Here is a 19,548-nt window from a genome sequence, read left to right on the forward strand (position 1 = left end):
TGTTAGGAACTCTTATTGCGGCTGCCCACGCTGGTCGTGTGGCTCTCATCTGGCCTGCGCGGCCCGGGCGTCGCCCCAGGGCGGGGAGAGGCTCAAGAGCGCCTCTGTGTGTCAATCCGTGCCGGTGGCGGGTTTGAGTTGGTCTTTGGTGAGGTGTCGGTAGAGGACGTTGGTGAGGCGTCGTTTGAGGGCGCGGCGCGCTTCGGCAGGTGTCTTGCCTTCGTTGAGTTTGCGCTGGTAGTAGACGCGGCCGGGGCCGGGATCGCGGGCTTGGACGAGTGCGATGGTGTGCAGGGCGGTGTTGAGTTGCCGGTTGCCGGTGGGGTTGAGCCGGTGGCGGCGGCGTTCGCCGCTGGAGGCTTCGAGTGGTGAGGTGCCGGCGTAGCTGGCGAAGTGGTCGGCGGTGGGGAAGCGGGTGATGTCGCCGACGTGGCCGAGGGTCTTGGCGGCGATGATGTGTCCGACGCCGCGGATGTCGGTGATCGTGGAGCGCGTTTCGGTGAGGACCTGGCGGATTTGGGTCTGGTTGGTGTGCAGGCGTCGGTCCAGGTGGCGTAGGTCCGTGATCAGGTCGCGGGTCAGGTCGCGGCGGCAGCTGTCGGTGGCGGTGAGCGGCCGGGTGTTGCGCAGCAGCGCGGCGGCCTTGTCCGCGGTGAGGTCCAGCGCCGCGCCGCCGGGGATCAGATCGCGCAGGAGGACGTGGAGGCGGTTGAGTAGCCGGACGCGTTCGCGTGCCAGGTCGTCGCGGCGTTCGGAGAGTAGCCGAAGCCGGGTGTGATGGTCCTCGGCGACGACGTGGCGCAGCCGCTGGTGCCGCATGGCGGCGTGAGCGACGCTGGCGGCGTCCGCGGCGTCGGTTTTGCGGGTGCCGGGTCATTGTCCTGGCCATTGTTTGCGACGATCTCCTTGCGACGATCTTCTGAGGCTGCGCTGATCCATCGGCACAGAACCCGATGGGTGTGTAGCGATGAGTTCCTGGCCGCGCCCAAGTCTCAGTGTCTGGGTGGGGGCGGGCCGAGGACCGGGCCGACCCGACATTCGACTTGAATCGGACCAGCAGGGGGCGTTGTGAGCGGTACCAGGGTGTTGGTGGCGGGAGCGAGCATCGCGGGGCCGGCGCTGGCCCACTGGCTGGGCCGGCGCGGGGCCGAGGTGACCGTGGTGGAGCGGGCTCCCGAGTTGCGTCCAGGTGGGCAGGCGGTAGACGCCCGCGGCGTGGCCAAGGAGGTGATCCGGCGCATGGGGCTGGACGCGGCGGTGCGCGCGGCCCGCACCGAGACCGCCGGCGCGCACACGGTCGACGTCAACGGGAACGTGCTGGAGACTTTCCGCGCGGAGGATGACAGCGGCGACGGGTACATCTCGGAGATCGAGATCCTGCGTGGGGATCTTTCCCGGGTGCTCTACGACGACACTCGGGACGGTGTCGAGTACGTATTCGGCGACCGGATCGCCGAGCTCGCCCAGGACGCGGACGGGGTCGACGTCACCTTCGCGAGCGGCGACCGACGGCGCTTCGACCTGGTGGTCGGGGCCGACGGGCTGCACTCGGCGCTACGGGCGATGGTCTTCGGGCCGCACGAACGGTTCGTCCGTCACCTTGGGCTCGTGCTGGCCTTCTACAGCGTGCCCAACGAGTTCGGGCTGGACCGCTGGCTGATCGACTACCAGGACCAGGGGTCCGGGCGCTCCGCCGGCCTGCGACCTGTCCCGGACGTCACCCGGGCGATGGCCATGCTCTCGTTCCCCGCGCCCGACTTCGACATCGACTACCGCGACGTCGCGGCCCAGAAGGACCTGCTGCGCGAGCGGATGGCCGGCCTGGGCTGGTTGACCCCGCGCATCCTCGCGCACCTCGACGACGCCCAAGACTTCTACCTCGATCAGGTCGCCCAGGTAGTGATGGACCGCTGGTCCAGCGGACGGGTAGCGCTGCTCGGGGACGCGGCGTTCAGCTCGTCGCCGTTTTCCGGCGGGGGCACGGGGATGGCTTTGGTCGGGGCCTACCTGCTGGCCGGAGAGCTGGCCGCCGCCGGGTGGGATCCCGGGGCCGGGTTCGCCGGCTACGAGCAGCGAATGCGCCCGTTCGTCGAGGCCAACCAGGAAATCGGCCGGCTGCACGTGCAGAGCCGCGCGGTCCCCGCGCCGGACGCCGAACCCGCCCCGGAGCCCGACATGGACGCGCTCATGGTGGTCGTCGAACGCGCGATCAACGGCGTCCAGCTGCCCGACTACACAGCAGTGCCGGACTCCAAGGCCCACGTCGAACCGTAGGACCCGCAGCCCCGGCCGCACCGCCTGTCCCGCAGGAAATCACGGGACAGGCGGCTTCCGAAGTTCATAGACGCGCCAGCGATCAACGCAGCTTCGTCACCCGTAATTGCGACCGGATCGCGGCTACCTAGGCGGATTCAACCGGTGGTTGCAACACCGGGTTGCTGGAGCGATCGTAGGTGATCGTCGAGGACTTCGTCGGAAAGTACTGCCGCAGTAGGCCGTTGGTGTTTTCGTTGGTGCCGCGTTGCCAGGGGCTGTGGGGGTCGGCGAAGAATCCGGGACGCCGGTTCGACCGTGAAGCGTGCGTGCGCCGACAACTCCTTGCCGCGGTCCCACGTCAGCGACCTGCGCAGTTGCTCGGGCAGTTGGGTGATCGTCTCGGCGAGGGCTCTGCTCATCGTGATCGCCCCGTAGCCGGCGAGATCGGGGCCGTTCTTCGTCCGCGGGCTCACTCCCCAGCCGGCTTCACGCGGCAGGTGGATCAGCATCATGAACCTCGTCGTCCGCTCAACCAGTGTCCCGATCGCGGAGCGCTGCAAACCGATGATCAGATCCCCTTCCCAGTGCCCGGGAACAGCACGGTCGGCAACTTCGGCGGGCCGTTCGCTGATCAGGGTGTCGCTGGTAACATGCGCCCACGCGCGTTGCTTCGCCCGTGCTCGGGGAACGCGAAGCGCGCGACCGGTTCGCAAGCAGGTGACGAGTTCGCGCTTGAGGGCGCCACGGCTCTGGACGTAGAGCGCCTGGTAGATCGCCTCGTGGCTGATGCGCATGGACTCATCCTCCGGGAACTCGGCCCTGAGCCTGCGGGAGATCTGCTCCGGGCTCCACCCGGTCGTCCATGCCCGATCGGCCCGGTGGGGCTTGTTGCGGCCCTCCACTGCGGGCCCTGGGGGCCGGTGACCGGCCGGCCGTCCGCTGTCCGGATCACGCCCGCCAACCGTTGCTGGATGTACTCTCGCAGCCGCTCATTGGTCAGCAGCTTCGCGATCTTCGGCCGGCGGGCTCGACGCTCCGCATGCCACTGCGCGGTCGAGGCCTTGTAGTCCAACCGGTACGTTCTGGTCGAGGCGTTACGCCGCAACTCCCGCGAGATGGTCGACGGGTCCCGACCGACCTGGCGGGCGATCGCACGAACACCCAAGCCCTGCGCCCGCAACAGAGCGATGTCCTCTCGCTCACAGAACGACAGATAGCGGCCCGACACCGTCGGCGGCAACCCAGGATTCACGCCGCCAGCGTGCCGGAACCACCGGAACGCCACCGGCGACGACACACCCGCCGCCGCGGCCGCGTCCTCGGTCATCACACCGGACCGGATCGCAGCCCAGAAACTTGACCCGGTCCTCACGCCACGCCACCGTCGGTCGTCCCGGCGAAGGCATCTGACCCCGACACTCCCGAACCCGCCTCTGCCCCGGCCCATAAGCCATCGCTCCACCTTTCCGACAAGGTGTTGCGACGACCGGTTGAATCCGCCCAATTTCGATCACGAAAGTTCGTCCGGGCACTCGACCGGTACCGGATGGCCGGATCGATGGGTCGCGTGGGCGCCGCCGGCGACAACGCCGCCATGGAATCCTTCTTCGGCCTCCTGCAGCACAACGTCCTCAACCGGCGAACGTGGGCCACCCGCCAGCAACTACGGATCGCGATCGTGACCTGGATCGAACGGACCTACCACCGCCGCCGACGCCAGCGGTCGCTGTCCCGGTCGACCCCCGTGGAATTCGAGACCATCATGCACCCACCGGCCAGTCAGGCCGCGTGACTACACCTGTCACCTGCCGGTGCAGCAGACCCGATCGACCAAGGGTTCGCTCAGCTCGCCGAGTGGATTCGGCAGGGCAAGGCGGCGCTCGATTCCGGCATGGCAAGTTCCTGCTATCCAAGCTGGAGACTGCGGCTGTAGGGGTATGGGCCAGAGCGGGTGATCAGGTCGTTGCGGTGGTGAGGTCGTTGAGGTGAGCGAATCGGTTCGCATTTCGGATGGCTATGCCGGCGTGGACGCAGAGGGTGTGTAGTAGTTGGCGGGTGGGTGGGGTGAACAGGTCGCTGGTGTGGCGGTGTTCCAGGTAGAGCACCGCGACGAGCTCGTCACGGTGGAGAATCGGCGCGCATAGCAGCGACGCCGGTTGGTGCTGGGCCAGGTAGGGGTCGGCGGCGAGTGCGAAGGCTTCCTGGTAACTTCCAACCGCCGTTGAGCGGCTGTTGCCAATGTGGAGCATCAGCGCCTTCGGTGTTTTTTCGGCCGCCGTTGTCGGGCCTGTGGCTGTTTGCCGCAGAACGGTTACCGATGTTGATGGGTCGAGGCTGGGCAATGTCAGAGCGCCGTATTGCGCGCCGACGTGATGGATAGCTGCGTCGAGTATGGTGGTAAGCAGAGAGTCGATTTCGAGTTCGGAGTGAATGGCCTGGATCGCATCCAGGATGGTGAACAGGTCGAGCGTGTCGTGTAGGTGGATCGTCGCGGGCGTGGCGAGTGTGCTGAGCAGTTCGTCGATGTGGTTGACCTTGGCGTCGGCTCCCCATTGTTGGTAGCAGATGCGGGCCCGCCGCAGGTAGGCTGCGGCGACGTCGGCCTGACCGCGGGCGAGCGCGTACCGTCCGCCGAGTTCGGCGGCGATGGCTTCACCGTGGACGGTGCCGTGCTCGCGGGCGGTGCCGATGGCCCGGGTGTAGCGGCCGACGGCTTGGTCGACGTGGCCGGCCAGTCGGGCGCGTTCAGCGGCTACCAGTAGGGCTTGCCAGCCGAAGACGCGTGGCCCGGCCGTGGCCCAGTCGCCGAGCGCGGCCTGTAGCTCGTCAAGGGTGATCGACCAGGCGCGCTGCTGCGCGGGACTGGCGGTGTGGTACAGGGCGGTCAGCGTCAGCGCGTGGAAGAAGGTTCGGTCAGCGACGTTGAACCGGCCGGGTCCCGCTGGTTCGATGCGCTGGGCGGTCTCGACGAGTTCGAGCGCTTCGGCGTGGTCGCCGAGGATGTATGCCGCGGCGAGCATGCGGGTGAGGAACACACTGGAGGCGTAGCCGAGTTCGCCCTTTCGGCACAGCGCCGCCAGTTGGGCTTCCGTAGCTGTCTCGGGCACGGGCTCGGGTTTCGTGTTGCGTAGCCGGCTGACGAGCCTGTCCATGATCCGGTTGCCCATCGCCGCTTTGAGGTCGTCGCCGCCGTGCTCGGCTAGGAGCCGCCATGCCGCGCCGACCTGTTCCGCCACGATGTCCAGGGCAGTGCCGGCGGCGAACAGGTACATGTGGTGCAGGATGAGGTTCACTCTCACCTGTTTGAGTTCGCCGTGCTCGATTGCGTCCTGGTACGCCTGATGCAGCAGTCCCGTGGCGAATTCACTTGATCGGTACCAGGCGGGTAGGGCGTGCGCCAGGGCCGCTTTGGCGTGGACGCCGTAAGGCGACGCCGGCACACGGTCCATGAGTCGCAGCGTGGTATCCATACACAGCGCTGCCTGGTCGAGATGATCGTGATCGGCCAGGACCAGGGTGGCGAAGGCGAACGTCACCGTCGAGGCGGGCGCGCAGCCGTTCTCCAGCGTGAGTGCCACTCCTTTCGCCGCCAGCAGGGTGAACCAGGCAGGGTCGCGGGCCTGGGCTGACGGGAGCAGGGTGGCGATGAGGTTGGCGGCAGCCAGTGCTCGCCGGTCGGTCATGGCGGGGATTGTGGTAAGCGCGTGGAGGTCGGTTTCAGCCAGGTGGTCACGCAGTGCGCGCAACGCCGCTGCGGCTGCCGGTCGCCACTCGGCGGGATCATCTGGCGCGTTGACGCCGAGCAGCCGCAGTGCCCGTAAGGCCGGCTCGGCGTCGGCATCCCAGTCGCCGCTCAACTTGGGCAGGTTGGCGTGCAGCGCGAGCACGTCGACCTGGCTGAGGTCGACCTCGGCGTGGGTCATCGCGGTGTCCAACAGGCGACGCGCGTTGTCCTGTTCGCCCGCGAGGTGTTCAGCTTCGGCAGCCGCGACGTGCAATGCGACAGCGAGGTCGTTGCACCGCGACCACCCATCCGTAGGCAGCGCGGCCAGCCCGGCATGGAAGTAACGCCGGGCGGGCACGGCGGCGCCGCGACGCTTGGCGATGCGCCCCGCGGTGAGATTCAGCGAGGCCAACTGCACCCGTTCCGCCCGCTCCACGATGAGGTGGCGGCCCGCGTTGAGATGCTCCACCACGTCGAAGGGGTACGCTCGCTCCTGCGGATTCGCCAGCATCGCCCGGCCGACCGCGAGCCGCAACACCGGCACCTGCTCCTTGCGAAGGAGCCTCAGCGCGGCCTGACGTACCTGTTCGTGAATCCAGCGGTAGGTGGTGGCCCCGCCCTCCCGCCGCAGTAACTGCCGTCCCAACGTTCGCCGCAGCGACCGCTGCACCCGCTCAACCGGCTTGCCCACGGCGGCGGCCAGCACCTGCGCGTCGAACTGTTCCCCCAGCAGAGCGGCGACACCAAGCAGCCTGCTCAACGGTGCGGGGAGAGCGGCTATCCGCAAGGAGATCAACCTGCGAAGGTCGCCTGGCCTCGCGCTGCCGAAGACCGCTTCGAAGTCACACGTCCAAGCGGCGATGTGCGGCTCGAACAGCAACGCTCGCCTATCGTGCAGTTCCTGCATCAGCTGAATGATCGCCAACGGATTCGACCTGGTGGCCGCACCGATAACCTGCGTCAGCGGCGTCACCGATGGGGCGGTGGTCTGCAGCATCTCGGCGAGCAGACCCCGCACGGCGGTGTCGGGCAACGGCCGCAGCACCACCGTGGTGCCCCGCCCGCCCAACGCCGACAGCGTCGTCGTCAGCCCAAGGTTTTTCGCCGCCCGCGGCTGGTAGGCGGCTACCAGCAACACGGGCCCGCTGTCCATACCCGTCAACATCCCCGCGAGCAGCTTCAGGCTCATCTCGTGGGCCTGGTGTAGATCGTCCAGAACGATGACCAGTGGGCCATCCGCGGAAACCTCCGTGATCAGCCGCCGTACCGCTGAGCACAAACGCCGGTGAGCCTGGGTGGCGGACAAGTGCTCCGCGGTGCAGGGATCACCAAGCACCGGCGCCAACGCCGGCGCCAGCTCGACGAGCAGATCCGCGCCCGGGCCGACCCGGGCGGCCAGCCGGGTTCGCCACGCGGCCAACCGCTCAGCCGACTCTTCTTGCAGCTGCGAGGCCAGCTGGGTCAACGCGGAAGCCAGCCGGGCGTACGGCACATGCCGTGCGCTCGCGTCGAAGCGCGCAACCAGTACCCGCCCGCCGGAGCGTGCGACCCGCGCGCTGAACTCGGCTAGCAGCGCCGACTTGCCCACGCCCGGCTCACCCGCGAGGCACGCCAGCCCGGGCCGAGCCTCGTTCACCACTCGCCGGAAAATAGCGTGGAGCCTGGCCAGCGTCTGCTCCCGCCCGTGGAGCGCCACGCTGAAGCGCAGCCGGCGCGAGTCATCGCGACGGCCCAGGGCGAAATGCGTGAGACGGCCGCTGCGTCTCCACTGCGCCCGGCACCGCTGCAGATCAGCGGCGGCGCCACGCGCCGTCTGGTAACGACGGGCGGGATCGGCCTCCAGCAACCGTCCAAGGACAGCCACGACCGGCCCCGGCACTCCCGGCAACGACTCATCGGACAGGATTGGCGACCACCCCGCAGGAGGCCCCGCGGCGCTGCCACGCTGCGGCAACGCACCGCCGAACAACTCGTACAGCACCAGCCCGAGGCAGTAAAGATCACAGCGCTCATCAACGCCGCCCAAGCCCCACGGCGCCTGTTCCGGCGCCGCCCACCCACGCGCCGCCCCAGCCTCTACGGGCCGTAGCAGCAACCTACCTGGACGGTGATCTTCCACAAATGCCGCCGGACAAACGCGCCCGTGCGGCAGACCCTCCCGCTCATGCCACCCGGCCAACTCCCCAGCCATGCCAACGGCAACAGTCAGCAGCCTCCCGATGTCCACAACCTCTCAACGACCCCGCCATCCGAAAGATCTTCGACATTCACTAATCGCCCATTCCCTCAAAACAGGACAAAGAATCTCGAAAGACGACTGAACGTGCAAACCGAGAGGCCCGGCGTCCGCTTTGGCGAGCGCAAACACACGCCGTGGTGAGCACCGCGAACACCACCACGCACTCGGCCGCTTCGAGACCGGGCACGTCGGCAGGGCCGGTCAGGTGCGGGGCGATCGGGCCCGCACCTGACGGAAGTGGTGCAGCTCAGACACCGAAGGCCGCCGCGTAGCGGATGGTTCCGCGCGGGACAGGGCGAGCGGGGTCGAATACCAGCGCCATCATGTTCTCGTCCGGCACGTCGAACGGCGGCCGGATCCCGTACCCGGAGGCGGGCGTGAAGCCGAACCGGGGGTAGTAGGGCGCGTGGCCGAGGACGAGGACGAGGTTCTCATCCGCCGCCCGGGCGGCGTCGAGAGCGGCGCGAATCGCCGCCGATCCGGCGCCCGTGCGCTGCTGTTCGGGTAGCACCGAGCACGGACCGAGGGCCAGGGCCGGTACGCCGTCCACGTGGCATCGGGTCAGCAGGGCGAAGCCGGCGGGGGCGCCGTTGGGGTCCTCGGCGATCCACGAGGACCACGGCAGCCACGCCTGCCGGTCCTCCCGCAGCGCGTCTACCAGGTCGGCCTCGAGCGGGCCGGGAAACGCGGACAGGTTGATCCGGCGGATCGCGGCGCGGTCGTCAGGCCCGGCTTCCAGGCGGGTGCGCCAGATGCGGGTGGTCATGGCGGGGTACGGCTCCTCGTGGGTGTGCGTTCTCGGCGATTGGGTGACAGGGCGCAGGACGTACCCGGTGTAGCGGTAGTCGGTACCGTGACGGCGACGTAGGGGGATCTCTTCGCGCGTGGCGGTCACGGCCTCGGCCATTCCCGGCCGGGCGGGCGCAGTCTCGACGCGCTCGGTCAGCAGGGTGTAGTAGTCGTCGAACCAATCGTTGTCCGGTAGCTCATAGACGCCCTCTACGGTGTATCCGGCGGCTTCCGCCGCGGCGATGTTGGCGGCCCTGGTCCGCAGCGGGTAGTGACGGCCCCAGTACGTGCGGGCCGCGATGGAGGGGGTGTCGGTGCCCCATTCGCATTCGGTGACGACGAGCGCGCCGCTGGGAGCGAGCAGACGTCGCCCACTGGCCAGCGCGGTGTCGAATCCGATGTTGTAGACCGAACCCTCCGCCCAGACCAGGTCGAAGCTGCGGTCGGGAAAGGGCAGATCGGCCATTGACAGCCGCGCGGTCGTGATGGAGGTGATTCGCCGCGCGGCGGCGACGGCCGCGAGTTCGTCAAGGAACGGCTGGTGCAGATCCACGGCGGCCACCTGTGCGCCGGCCTCCGCCGCCAGCAGCAGGGCGGCGGGTCCAGTGCCGCAGCCGAGGTCGAGCACGCGGGGATGTTCGGGTAGCGGACCTGCCAGCGCCAGCAGGCGGCGGGTGGTCGTCTCCGAGCCCGGGCCCTGTCGGGGCAGACCGTTGTGCAGCGCGAAGATCTAGGCGATCGCTTCGCCCCGCACGGTGCCGGCCACGGTATGGCCGGGCGGCCACAACAAACCGAGAAGTAACATCGCTTACACCGATCCTAATGGGAACGTCCTTTCCGAACTGTCTCCGGCGCAACTGTTCTACTGCGGAGGATCCAATGGGTGCCTCAATGGTTGGTACCCCTCTGCGGCGTTCCAATATGCGGAGCGTGCTGGTGTCGTGCCCGAGTCGTGCTTCCCCTACACTCCAGGTGATCAGTTCTGTAATCTCTGTAATTACTGGCAGGACAGCTCACCATTATCAGCGGCTACTCCTGGGCTGGAGATCCTTCAATGATGAAGGCTTGGCTGACAACCGCCCCTCTCACCACATGCTTCACCATCTACGAAGACTTTCGTCACTACACTGGTGGTGTCTACAAGCACAGGTGGGGCGGTCTGGACGGTGGTCACTGTGTCTGCGTCGTCGGCTACAGCGACCACGAACAAGCCTGGCTATGCAAGAACCAATGGGCCACAGGGTGGGGTCAGGTACCCAGGTTCGGCAATGAGGACGTTCAGCCATATCTTGAGCGAGGCTACTTCAAGATCGGTTATGGCGAATGCGGCATCGACGCGACGATGTGGAAGGTCGATGGGTTCAGCCGCATCTATACTCAATAGTAGAGCATGTTCCTGGACCGGGCCGTCGAGATCCCTGCACCACTACAGGTCGCGTAGAGCGGTGGCCCAGTTGGCGAGGGATTCCTCGCAGAAGGCGAGGTGCTCGGGGCCGTAGCCGCGTGGTCCGCATTCGATGACCAGGATCAAGCCGAGGACCGCCCGCAAGTACGCCCGAGCCGCCACCACTGAGGCGTTGATCGGCCCGAACGCCACCAGCCGTCCCAGCGTCCTGGCCCCGTTCCACACCCACCTACGGGAGCGCCTCATCGGCGGCGTCCACGACACGGCCGACCTGCACGCCGAGATCCTCGCCCGCGGCTACCAGGGCAACCTGCGCGCGCTGCGCGACTGGCTCACCATCAACCGCACCCGCCCCACCCCTGTGACCGTCCGGGTGCCGTCCGCGCGGCGGATCACCGCCTGGATCATGCGCCCCGGCCACAAACTCACCGACGACGACCGCACCCATCTCGCCGACGCCCGCAGCCGCTGCCCGGACCTCGACACCGTCGCTGACCTCGCCCGCGGGTTCGCCGCGCTGGTCCGCCACCAAGGCACCGGACAACACCTCGACGTCTGGATCGACCGGGCCCGGCACGCCGGATACCCCGAACTGCGCGGCTTCGCCACCGGCCTGGCCAGCGACCGCGACGCGGTCCTCGCCGGCCTCACCCAGCCCTGGAGCTCAGGCCCGGTCGAAGGCCACGTCAACCGCATCAAGACCATCAAACGACAGATGTACGGCCGCGCGGACCTCGACCTCCTCCGCAAACGCGTCCTCGCCCTGCCCTGAGCTACCCCCAAGATCAATCACAGATGCCTGAGCCCGCCATGGTCGACGCCACCGACAGCCGACCCGGCCTCGACCCGGACCGCGCCAGCTTCGCCACCGCCCTCCACACCGCCCGTGAGCAGGTCGTCCACGCCGCCGGCGTCATCGCCGACACCGTCATCGACCTGGTCGGCGTCATCGGGGAACACGTCTTGGTCAATCTGCTGCCCAAGCGCCGCATCCGCAGGAAAACTCGCATGATCAAACGCTCGAACTCCAAGTACCAAGCCCGCGGACCGAACATCGACCGCCGCACCTACAAAGCCACCACCAGCATCAACGTCATTACCAACGACCCTTGACCAACCAGCCACCGCCCTAACTGAACGGCGTTGGATCTAGATTGCCTAGATTGGTATCGGATCGGTGGGCGTCGACAGCATCTGGCTGACACGGGCCTCTGGACGACCTGGCGGCGGCGGTTCACCGCCGCACCCGGGCCCGGCCCCGGCCCCGGCCGTGCCGCCCGATTCGCCCCCTCCGCTGCCGACGAGCCGGCCGCGACACAAACGGAACCGGTACGGGTGCTCGACCTCCGGCGTCATGCCGCGTAGTTCCTGCACCTCATCCTGGCCCGGCGTCTCCGGCCAGGTCGCTGAGTGCGGCTGCACACGCGGTCAGGTCCGACCCTTCGGTCGGACCTTCACCTTCACCAATCCCTACGGGTACGCGTTCATCGCCCACGACGGGCATGACCCGCTCGCACCAGGACGGCATCGGGGCGCGTCGAGGAACTCGCCCAGTTCACGCGTGACAAAGCCGATATCGCGGTCTTCCGGGTCGTGGTCACGACGGCCCCGGCCGGCTCAGACCCGCGCGGTGGCGACGTATAGCTGGTTCTTCGAGTCGCGGACGAACAGGTGCAGCTCGCTGTCGTAGACATTGACGGCTGGGGCGTCCTGAGTCAGGCCGACGGGCGACAGTGGGGTCCAGCGGTAGAAGTAGCTGAGGCCCGGATTCGTAGCGATGGTGTAGACCCGGTTGTCGCCACCGCGCGCGAAGATCCGCACCTTGTCGTCGTAGCCGGCCACCCCGAGGGGGCTCCCGGTCCAGCCGTTGCCGTCCACCTGGACCCAGCCGAGCCAGCGGCCGTCCTTGTAGATGTTCCCGTAGATCCGGCCGTCGGTGGCGTGCACGACCAACTGCAGCGTGTCCCCGACCGTGGCGACGGCGGGCGCGTCGGGGGTCGATCCGTTGCCGGGCAGCACGCTCCAGCCGGACCAGCCGCTCGCGGTGTATACGTTCTCGGCCAGCTTGTCGTTGCCGGCCCGCACGATCAGATGCAGCGCGTCGCCGATGAGTGCTGCGGCCGGGGCGCTTGGGGTACTGCCGCCGCCGGGCACCTCGATCCAGCCGGACCACGCTGAACGGGTGGCCGTGTTGACGAAGAGTCGGCCGGAATTGTCGCGTACGAACAGGTAGAGGACGCCGTTGCGGACGGCGACGGCCGGGGCGCTCGGGGTGGTCCGGCCGCCAGGCACCACGGTCCAGGGCGACCAGTCGCTGCGGGCGCGGGTGGTGGTGACGATCTGGCCGTCGGCGCGACGGGCGAAGACCGACTCACCGCCGGCGAAGGTGGTCACTGCTGGGGTGGAGACGATCTGCTGTCCGCCGGGCAGCGGAGTCGCGCCCTGCCAATAGGTACGCAGGCTCAGGCCGAACTGCCGCAGGATCGGCCGGATCGGTTGGAAGTAGGAGCGGTCTTCCTCGTCGCCACAGTCGAAGTCCGTCAGGCTGCCGGAGAGCACGCCCTGTGCCTGGTCGCCGGAGACGAAGGGGCCGCCGGAGTCCCCGTTCTCGGCGCAGACGGAGGTTTCGGTCAGGCCGGTGACCGGCTTGTAGGAGCCGTCCGGGGCGGGATACGCCACGGTGACGTTCAGGGCCAGGATCTGCCCGCAATGCATGCCGGTTGTGAACCCGAAGCGGCAGACCGGGGCGTCCACGCCGGCCGGCTCGTCGCCATTGACCGGGCCGAGGGCGCGCACCTCGGCGGCCGGGCTCCAGGCGGGGTCCGTGAGCAGCCAGGCCATGTCCTGGTCCCCGCTAACGACGCCCGCCCAGGTGCCCAGCGGCTTACCCACCTGCGTGGTGAGCGGCTGACCTGGCAACGCTGTGGCGCAGTGCCCGGCTGTGACGAAGCCGGCCCGGCCGGTGGAGTTCTGCGTCACGGCGAAGCCGAGCGTGCAGGCAGCCGGGCCCATCTCGAGGGCGCTGCCGGCCAACAGCCGCTCCGCCTGCTTCTCCGGCCGCCCGGCGGCCTCGACCAGCCGCAGCACTCCCGGCGCCACCCCGTTGGCCCGAGCGAACGCCCGCGCCCGCTCGGCACCGCCGGGCCGAACCCGGATGACCAGCGTCCCGGTGGCCGGGTCGGTGCGCCAGCTGCTCACCTCGGCGGGGATGTCCGCCGCGTGGTCCAGCCCCACCTTCATCCGGTCCAGCGTCGCGATGTCCGGTACGGACCGCGCCGTCGCTGGCGCGGCCACCAGCAGGACCGCCGCCAGACTCGACACGCCGAGCACACCCGCCAGGATCCTTCTCACTTTCGCCTCCTCGTCGAAGACGCCAGGCTGGCGCCTGGCGTCTCGACAATGGAAGCCGTTCCGGCAGCAAGGCGTTACCGTCCTGTCGGGTTCTCGCCGAGTAGGGAATTTGTCGCCGTCTCCGTCGCCCACGGTCGGGCCGTCCACCCAACGGCCCTGATAGAAAGAGAGTGGTCGTGATTAATTTATGCGAGCAGGATCCGTTGTCGTAGATGTACGAATTCGGCTGGGCCGTACATCTGGCCTTTCAGGACCTGACTTGGTGTTGGGCCTGCCCAGGAGGGCGGGCCAGGGTTACTCAGCGGCGGAGGCGGTTTGCCGGCGGCGCAGGGTCCGGATCCAGCCCTGCGCGGTGTGCCGGGGGACCTGGTAGTGGCGCCCGCGAGCACGCCGACGAGCACGAGCAGGTAGAGCCTGTGGGTGTGGTCGCGGCGGGAGCCGGCGACCGTGGAGACAGACATGACGGCCTCCAGTTCGCCGACCATCGCGGTGACCACGGTCAGGTCGGCCAGGTCCTGGCCGACGGGCAGCTCGGCGCGCAGCACCCCCGTCAGCCAGGCCGATGTGCTCGGCGATCGCCTCGCCGCGCAGGGCTCCTCGCTGCGGGGGCCTGAGCAACCAAAGAATCGTGGTGGACTGGTGCCCCACCTCGTCCCATGCCCCGGTGCACACCTCGGATCCGCCGGACAGGCGGGACGCGGATCTGGAGCTGAGCCGGCTGCGGCTGCGGCTGCGGCTGCGGCTGCGCGAACCGTAGGGGCAGCGTGTGCAGTCGGCCGTGAAACCGGCCCACCGCGTCGGGCTGATCGGCCCAGGTGATCAGGGCGGCGACGTCGGCGCCGATGCCGTGCGCGGCGTCGGCCCACACTGACCGGACCGGTGCGGCGACGGCGACGGCGACGGCGACGGCGACGGCGAGCATGGCACACAGGGCGGTCTGCGGCATGGTCGTCACCCCTGCTCGGCTGGATCGGTGGGCCGGCGACGCCGTCCCGGGTTGGCGTCATCGCCGGGTGGCTGCCGGCTGTCGTCGCCGGTGGCCAGCGCGGTATGACCGCAGAAAGTGCCCAGCTCGGCCGACTGCCACAGTCGGGAGCGAATCCCTGGGAAAGCGCTGCCAGCAGGGGGTCCCCGCAGGGCTACCTCGCGCGGCGATCCCACCTCGACGCGAATGCACGCTCAAATCGCTGACCGCCCCTGCCCAACCCAGGGCAGGACTCGATGCAGCCTAGCGGTCGGTGTCACCGGGTGCCGGCGGCTCCGTGTATTGGCGATCGAGTCGGGGTCGAGGCATAAGGGTCGGGGTCGCTCAGTTCCGGGCGCCAGTCGCTGAGCGACACCAGGCCGGGAGGCATCAGCGTCATATCGTCGAACAGCGCCATGATCTGCTCGTCGGTTCGGGCGGTGACTTCGGTGGCGGCCTGCGTCCGGAAGACGCCCTTCGCCGCGGACACGCTCGACTCGCCGAAGAGGTCGGTCACGGCTGTGCTTGCATGAGAGATGACCATGGCGCTGCCCGGCACGAGCCGATCCCGTATCGGTGCGACGACATCGGCGATGCGGTCGTCGGGGATCATGTGGAGCACCGCGCAGTAGAGCAGCGCCGTGGGCTGGTCCAGGTCGATCGTCGTGGCCAGGTCGCTGTCGGTGAGCGCGTCGAGGATCAGCTGTGGGCGGGTGAGGTCCGCCTGGATGGCGTGGCAGTGTGGGTTGCCGATCAGGATCTCGTTGGAGGCGACGACCGCCACAGGGTTGATGTCGACGTACAGCACTCGACTGTCGGGGGCAATCGACTGAGCGGTCTCGTGCACGTTGCCCTGGGTGGGGATACCCGGAGCCCAGGTCGAGGAACTGCCGGATTCCCGATTCGGCGAGCACACGTACCACGCGCTGCAGGAACAGCCGGTTTGACACAGCCATGTCGGCGGCTTGCGGAAGGGCCAGCAGGAGCTGTCGAGCGGCCTCGCGGTCGGCGGGGAAGGGGTCTGCTGCACCGATAGGTGGCAGGTTCAGTCACGCGGCCTGACTGGCCGGTGGGGTCATGATTGTCTCGTACTCGATAGGGGTCAACCGGGACAGGGACCGTTGTCGTCGGCGGCGGTGATACGTCCGTTCGATCCAGGTCACGGTGGCGATCCGTAGGGCCTCGCGGGTGCGCCAGGTCCGTCGGTTCAGAACGTTGTGCTGCAGCAGCCCGAAGAAGGATTCCATGGCGGCGTTGTCGCCGGCGGCGCCCACGCGACCCATCGATCCGGCCATCCGGTACCGGTCGAGTGCCCGGACGAACTTTCGTGATCGAAATTGGGCGGATTCAACCGGTCGTCGCAACACCTTGTCGGAAAGGTGGAGCGATGGCTTATGGGCCGGGGCAGAGGCGGGTTCGGGAGTGTCGGGGTCAGATGCCTTCGCCGGGACGACCGACGGTGGCGTGGCGTGAGGACCGGGTCAAGTTTCTGGGCTGCGATCCGGTCCGGTGTGATGACCGAGGACGCGGCCGCGGCGGCGGGTGTGTCGTCGCCGGTGGCGTTCCGGTGGTTCCGGCACGCTGGCGGCGTGAATCCTGGGTTGCCGCCGACGGTGTCGGGCCGCTATCTGTCGTTCTGTGAGCGAGAGGACATCGCTCTGTTGCGGGCGCAGGGCTTGGGTGTTCGTGCGATCGCCCGCCAGGTCGGTCGGGACCCGTCGACCATCTCGCGGGAGTTGCGGCGTAACGCCTCGACCAGAACGTACCGGTTGGACTACAAGGCCTCGACCGCGCAGTGGCATGCGGAGCGTCGAGCCCGCCGGCCGAAGATCGCGAAGCTGCTGACCAATGAGCGGCTGCGAGAGTACATCCAGCAACGGTTGGCGGGCGTGATCCGGACAGCGGACGGCCGGCCGGTCACCGGCCCCCAGGGCCCGCAGTGGAGGGCCGCAACAAGCCCCACCGGGCCGATCGGGCATGGACGACCGGGTGGAGCCCGGAGCAGATCTCCCGCAGGCTCAGGGCCGAGTTCCCGGAGGATGAGTCCATGCGCATCAGCCACGAGGCGATCTACCAGGCGCTCTACGTCCAGAGCCGTGGCGCCCTCAAGCGCGAACTCGTCACCTGCTTGCGAACCGGTCGCGCGCTTCGCGTTCCCCGAGCACGGGCGAAGCAACGCGCGTGGGCGCATGTTACCAGCGACACCCTGATCAGCGAACGGCCCGCCGAAGTTGCCGACCGTGCTGTTCCCGGGCACTGGGAAGGGGATCTGATCATCGGTTTGCAGCGCTCCGCGATCGGGACACTGGTTGAGCGGACGACGAGGTTCATGATGCTGATCCACCTGCCGCGTGAAGCCGGCTGGGGAGTGAGCCCGCGGACGAAGAACGGCCCCGATCTCGCCGGCTACGGGGCGATCACGATGAGCAGAGCCCTCGCCGAGACGATCACCCAACTGCCCGAGCAACTGCGCAGGTCGCTGACGTGGGACCGCGGCAAGGAGTTGTCGGCGCACGCACGCTTCACGGTCGAACCGGCGTCCCGGATTCTTCGCCGACCCCCACAGCCCCTGGCAACGCGGCACCAACGAAAACACCAACGGCCTGCTGCGGCAGTACTTTCCGAAAGGCACCGACCTGTCCCGATGGAGCGCCGACGAGATCAACGCCGTCGCCCACGCCCTCAACAGCCGACCCCGCAAAACTCTCGACTGGAAGACTCCAGCCGAAGTCCTCGACGATCACCTACGATCGCTCCAGCAACCCGGTGTTGCAACCACCGGTTGAATCCGCCTGGGGATCCGCGGTCGGTGTGCAGGATGCAACCGGCCAGGCCGGCGCGTCTGGCGGCGGCGTTGTCCAGTGCGGCGACGGCCAGGCGGCTCTTCATCCGCGAGTCGATGGAGTAGCCGACAATCCGGTGCGACCAGACGTCCTTGATCGCGCACAGGTAGAGCTTGCCCTCTCCGGTGTGGTGCTCGGTGATGTCGGCCAGCCACAGCCGGTTCGGGCCGTCGGCGGTGAAGTCCCGTTTGACCAGGTCGCCGTGCACCGGTGGGCCTACCTTGCTGCCCTTGCCCCGACGCTTGCGCTTGCCGAACGCACTCCACCAGCCGTTACCCGAGCAGATCCGCCATGCGGTGCGATCGGCCATCGGCTGCCCGGCGTCGCGGGCCTCGTCGGCCAGGAACCGGTAGCCGAACTCCGGATCGTCACGGTGGGCGTCGAACAACGCGTTGGCCCGATACGCCGCCACCTGCTCGACGCCGGTGACGGGTCGGGCCAGCCACCGGTAGTAGGGCTGCAAGCGATGTTCAGTACCCGACACGTCACCGCCACGGGGATCCCGTCGGCGGCCAGCTCGCTCACGAGCGGGTAGAGCCTTTTCCCGGCAAGTTCGCCTGTGACAGTTAGGCGGCCCGGCGCAGGACCTCGTTCTCCTGCTCCAACAACCTGATCCGCTTGCGCGCTTCGCGCAGCTCGGCGGACTCACTGCTGGCTGTCCCGGACGTGGTCCCGGCGTCGACGTCGGCCTGGCGCAGCCACTTGAACAACGTCATCGGGTGAACCCCGAAGTCCTTCGCGACCTGCTCAACGGTCACTCCCGCCTCGCGGTCACGAGCGACCCGCACGACATCATCACGAAACTCTCGGGGGTAGGGCTTGGGCACAGCGATATCCTTCCAGCCTGCCCGCAGGGCAAGCCATCTCAGATGCCACCTATCGGTGCAGCAGACCCCCTCGGGGTCCTGCATGACGACGTGCCCGAGGACGTCGCCGTACCACTCCTCGCGGACCACCGTCGCGCCGGCGGCGACCAGGTCGGGCACTTTCTGCCGGATTAGTCGGGCGCGCTCGACCATGTCCCAGGGGCCTGGACCGGCCACCCGGATATCGATATGCATACGGTTCTTGCCGGACTTGCCCTCTCCGAGACGCGGGAGCAAACGCGGCCCGAAACGCCGGATTGACGCTGACCCTTGGCCTGCTCCGCCTCATGCAACCACTGCGAAGAACACCTTCAGGTCGCAAGCCACCGCCGTGGCGGTGTTAGCCGTGACCGCGTTAGACGTGCGATAACCTGCGGTGGCCTGTAGAGATGCCCGCAGGAACTCGGGCGATACGCCGAGGGGGATACCGAGCGCCCACGCCCATCGGGTCAGGCAGTAGACCAGGGCAACCGCGGCGGCGATGTAGGTGACGGTACGCCCCCAGCGTCGCACAGCCGAAGCCGGCGCAATGTCAGCAACCGGCGCGGCTCAGCGGGTCCGGTAGCGCGCGTAGATCAGTCCGCTGTCGAAGGCACGTTCCTCGACCAGCTCGAGTTCGAGGCGCACGCCGTCGGGAAAGAACCGCTTGCCGCCGCCGACCACGCTCGTGGTGATGAACAGGTGGTACTCGTCCACCAGGCCGGCCGCGATCGCCTGGGCCGCGAGGTTCGGGCCGTCGACGGTGAGGTCGTGATCGGCCTCGGCCTTGAGCTTGCGCACCGCGTCCGGGTCGAAGGTCCGCTCGATCCTGGTCTTTGCGCTGGACACCGATTCCAACGTCGTGGAGTACACGACCTTCTCCGCGGCCTGCCAGTCGCGGGCGTACTGCAGGATGTGCGGCGGCAGGTCGGGCTCGGTGTGCGCGGTCTCCCAGTAGACCATCGTCTCGTACATCCGCCGGCCGTAGAGGTACGTGCCGACGGGACGGAAGACGTCGTTGATGAAGGTGTGCACCTCCGGATCCTCCGCCCCGGTGCCGAGGTTTCCGTCCGCCGCCTCGGCGTAGCCGTCGAGCGAGGTGATCATCGAGTAGATGAGCTTTGCCATGGGT

The 19,548-nt window shown here is 68.3% G+C and carries 13 protein-coding genes and 6 pseudogenes; 7 read left to right on the forward strand and 12 right to left on the reverse strand.

The features are described 5' to 3' along the window. Positions 1-111 precede the first annotated feature (111 nt). Positions 112-858, reverse strand: a pseudogene (locus MCAG_RS25965) (transposase); the annotation flags it as partial. A gap of 231 nt (positions 859-1,089) precedes the next feature. On the opposite strand from MCAG_RS25965, the gene MCAG_RS25970 reads away from it, so the two are divergent. Beyond that, positions 1,090-2,274 carry an FAD-dependent monooxygenase gene (locus tag MCAG_RS25970; protein ID WP_232290277.1) on the forward strand — a complete coding sequence of 395 codons (1,185 nt, stop codon included), beginning with the start codon at positions 1,090-1,092 and terminating at the stop codon, positions 2,272-2,274. Positions 2,275-2,411: 137 nt separating this feature from the next. Here the strand turns inward: MCAG_RS25970 and MCAG_RS25975 are convergent. Further along, positions 2,412-3,496 (reverse strand): annotated as a pseudogene (locus MCAG_RS25975) (IS30 family transposase). 258 nt (positions 3,497-3,754) lie between these two features. Here MCAG_RS25975 and MCAG_RS25980 point away from each other — a divergent pair. Then, positions 3,755-4,048: pseudogene (locus MCAG_RS25980) on the forward strand (integrase core domain-containing protein); the annotation flags it as partial. 163 nt (positions 4,049-4,211) lie between these two features. On the opposite strand, the gene MCAG_RS25985 reads toward MCAG_RS25980, so the two are convergent. Both MCAG_RS25985 and MCAG_RS35235 read right to left on the reverse strand, forming a co-directional pair. Continuing rightward, positions 4,212-7,961 (reverse strand): AAA family ATPase, encoded by a 3,750-nt coding sequence (locus MCAG_RS25985; RefSeq protein ID WP_198141626.1) that lies wholly within the window; start codon positions 7,959-7,961, stop codon positions 4,212-4,214. Between the two features lie 505 nt (positions 7,962-8,466). Beyond that, positions 8,467-9,738, reverse strand: a complete 1,272-nt coding sequence (locus MCAG_RS35235) for a bifunctional class I SAM-dependent methyltransferase/N-acetyltransferase (RefSeq protein ID WP_007075930.1) — start codon at positions 9,736-9,738, stop codon at positions 8,467-8,469. 25 nt (positions 9,739-9,763) lie between these two features. On the opposite strand from MCAG_RS35235, the gene MCAG_RS35805 reads away from it, so the two are divergent. The 4 genes from MCAG_RS35805 to MCAG_RS26000 all read left to right on the forward strand — a co-directional run bounded on the left by MCAG_RS35805 (position 9,764) and on the right by MCAG_RS26000 (position 11,526). Continuing rightward, a complete protein-coding gene (locus tag MCAG_RS35805; RefSeq protein ID WP_255349002.1) occupies positions 9,764-10,066 on the forward strand; it encodes a C1 family peptidase in 303 nt (100 codons plus the stop codon). Next, positions 10,066-10,392, forward strand: a complete 327-nt coding sequence (locus tag MCAG_RS35810; RefSeq protein ID WP_255349003.1) for a C1 family peptidase — start codon at positions 10,066-10,068, stop codon at positions 10,390-10,392. The genes MCAG_RS35805 and MCAG_RS35810 overlap by 1 nt, the downstream gene beginning before the upstream one ends. Positions 10,393-10,525: 133 nt before the next feature. After that, complete coding sequence (locus MCAG_RS25995) at positions 10,526-11,185, forward strand: transposase (RefSeq protein ID WP_007075931.1); 660 nt, start codon at positions 10,526-10,528, stop codon at positions 11,183-11,185. 23 nt (positions 11,186-11,208) lie between these two features. After that, positions 11,209-11,526, forward strand: a complete 318-nt coding sequence (locus MCAG_RS26000; protein ID WP_007075932.1) for a hypothetical protein — start codon at positions 11,209-11,211, stop codon at positions 11,524-11,526. 504 nt (positions 11,527-12,030) lie between these two features. On the opposite strand, the gene MCAG_RS29890 is transcribed toward MCAG_RS26000, so the two are convergent. The 5 genes and pseudogenes from MCAG_RS29890 to MCAG_RS26015 all read right to left on the reverse strand — a co-directional run. Continuing rightward, the gene (locus MCAG_RS29890; RefSeq protein ID WP_157548221.1) at positions 12,031-13,764 is read right to left on the reverse strand and encodes a trypsin-like serine protease; all 1,734 of its coding nucleotides are present in this window, start codon (positions 13,762-13,764) and stop codon (positions 12,031-12,033) included. A gap of 185 nt (positions 13,765-13,949) precedes the next feature. Further along, entirely contained in the window at positions 13,950-14,309 is a 360-nt protein-coding gene (locus MCAG_RS32875) for a hypothetical protein (RefSeq protein WP_007075934.1), read from the reverse strand. Between the two features lie 696 nt (positions 14,310-15,005). Further along, the gene (locus MCAG_RS26010; RefSeq protein WP_232290279.1) at positions 15,006-15,575 is read right to left on the reverse strand and encodes an SAM-dependent methyltransferase; all 570 of its coding nucleotides are present in this window, start codon (positions 15,573-15,575) and stop codon (positions 15,006-15,008) included. Positions 15,576-15,648: 73 nt separating this feature from the next. Continuing rightward, positions 15,649-15,777 (reverse strand): annotated as a pseudogene (locus MCAG_RS36375) (hypothetical protein); the annotation flags it as partial. Next, positions 15,778-16,071: pseudogene (locus MCAG_RS26015) on the reverse strand (integrase core domain-containing protein); the annotation flags it as partial. Between the two features lie 44 nt (positions 16,072-16,115). Here MCAG_RS26015 and MCAG_RS31340 point away from each other — a divergent pair. Beyond that, positions 16,116-17,514, forward strand: a pseudogene (locus tag MCAG_RS31340) (IS30 family transposase). Here the strand turns inward: MCAG_RS31340 and MCAG_RS26020 are convergent. The 3 genes from MCAG_RS26020 to MCAG_RS26030 form a co-directional block, all read right to left on the reverse strand. Further along, positions 17,411-18,034: a DDE-type integrase/transposase/recombinase gene (locus tag MCAG_RS26020; RefSeq protein WP_083802347.1), complete on the reverse strand. Its 624-nt coding sequence runs from the start codon at positions 18,032-18,034 to the stop codon at positions 17,411-17,413. The pseudogene MCAG_RS31340 and the gene MCAG_RS26020 overlap by 104 nt on opposite strands. 103 nt (positions 18,035-18,137) lie before the next feature. After that, entirely contained in the window at positions 18,138-18,695 is a 558-nt protein-coding gene (locus MCAG_RS33955) for a transposase (protein WP_369751383.1), read from the reverse strand. Positions 18,696-18,986: 291 nt separating this feature from the next. Continuing rightward, positions 18,987-19,544 (reverse strand): dihydrofolate reductase family protein, encoded by a 558-nt coding sequence (locus MCAG_RS26030; protein WP_007075940.1) that lies wholly within the window; start codon positions 19,542-19,544, stop codon positions 18,987-18,989. Positions 19,545-19,548: the final 4 nt, after the last annotated feature.

This window comes from Micromonospora sp. ATCC 39149 (assembly GCF_000158815.1).
In the GTDB taxonomy this organism is placed as follows: Bacteria; Actinomycetota; Actinomycetes; order Mycobacteriales; family Micromonosporaceae; genus Micromonospora.

Bases quoted from the DNA above. Each gene is read 5' to 3' on its own strand.
- MCAG_RS35810 (WP_255349003.1), top strand. From the start codon at position 10,066: ATGAAGGCTTGGCTGACAACCGCCCCTCTCACCACATGCTTCACCATC.
- MCAG_RS25995 (WP_007075931.1), top strand. From the start codon at position 10,526: ATGACCAGGATCAAGCCGAGGACCGCCCGCAAGTACGCCCGAGCCGCC.
- MCAG_RS26000 (WP_007075932.1), top strand. From the start codon at position 11,209: ATGCCTGAGCCCGCCATGGTCGACGCCACCGACAGCCGACCCGGCCTC.
- MCAG_RS26030 (WP_007075940.1), bottom strand. From the start codon at position 19,544: ATGGCAAAGCTCATCTACTCGATGATCACCTCGCTCGACGGCTACGCC.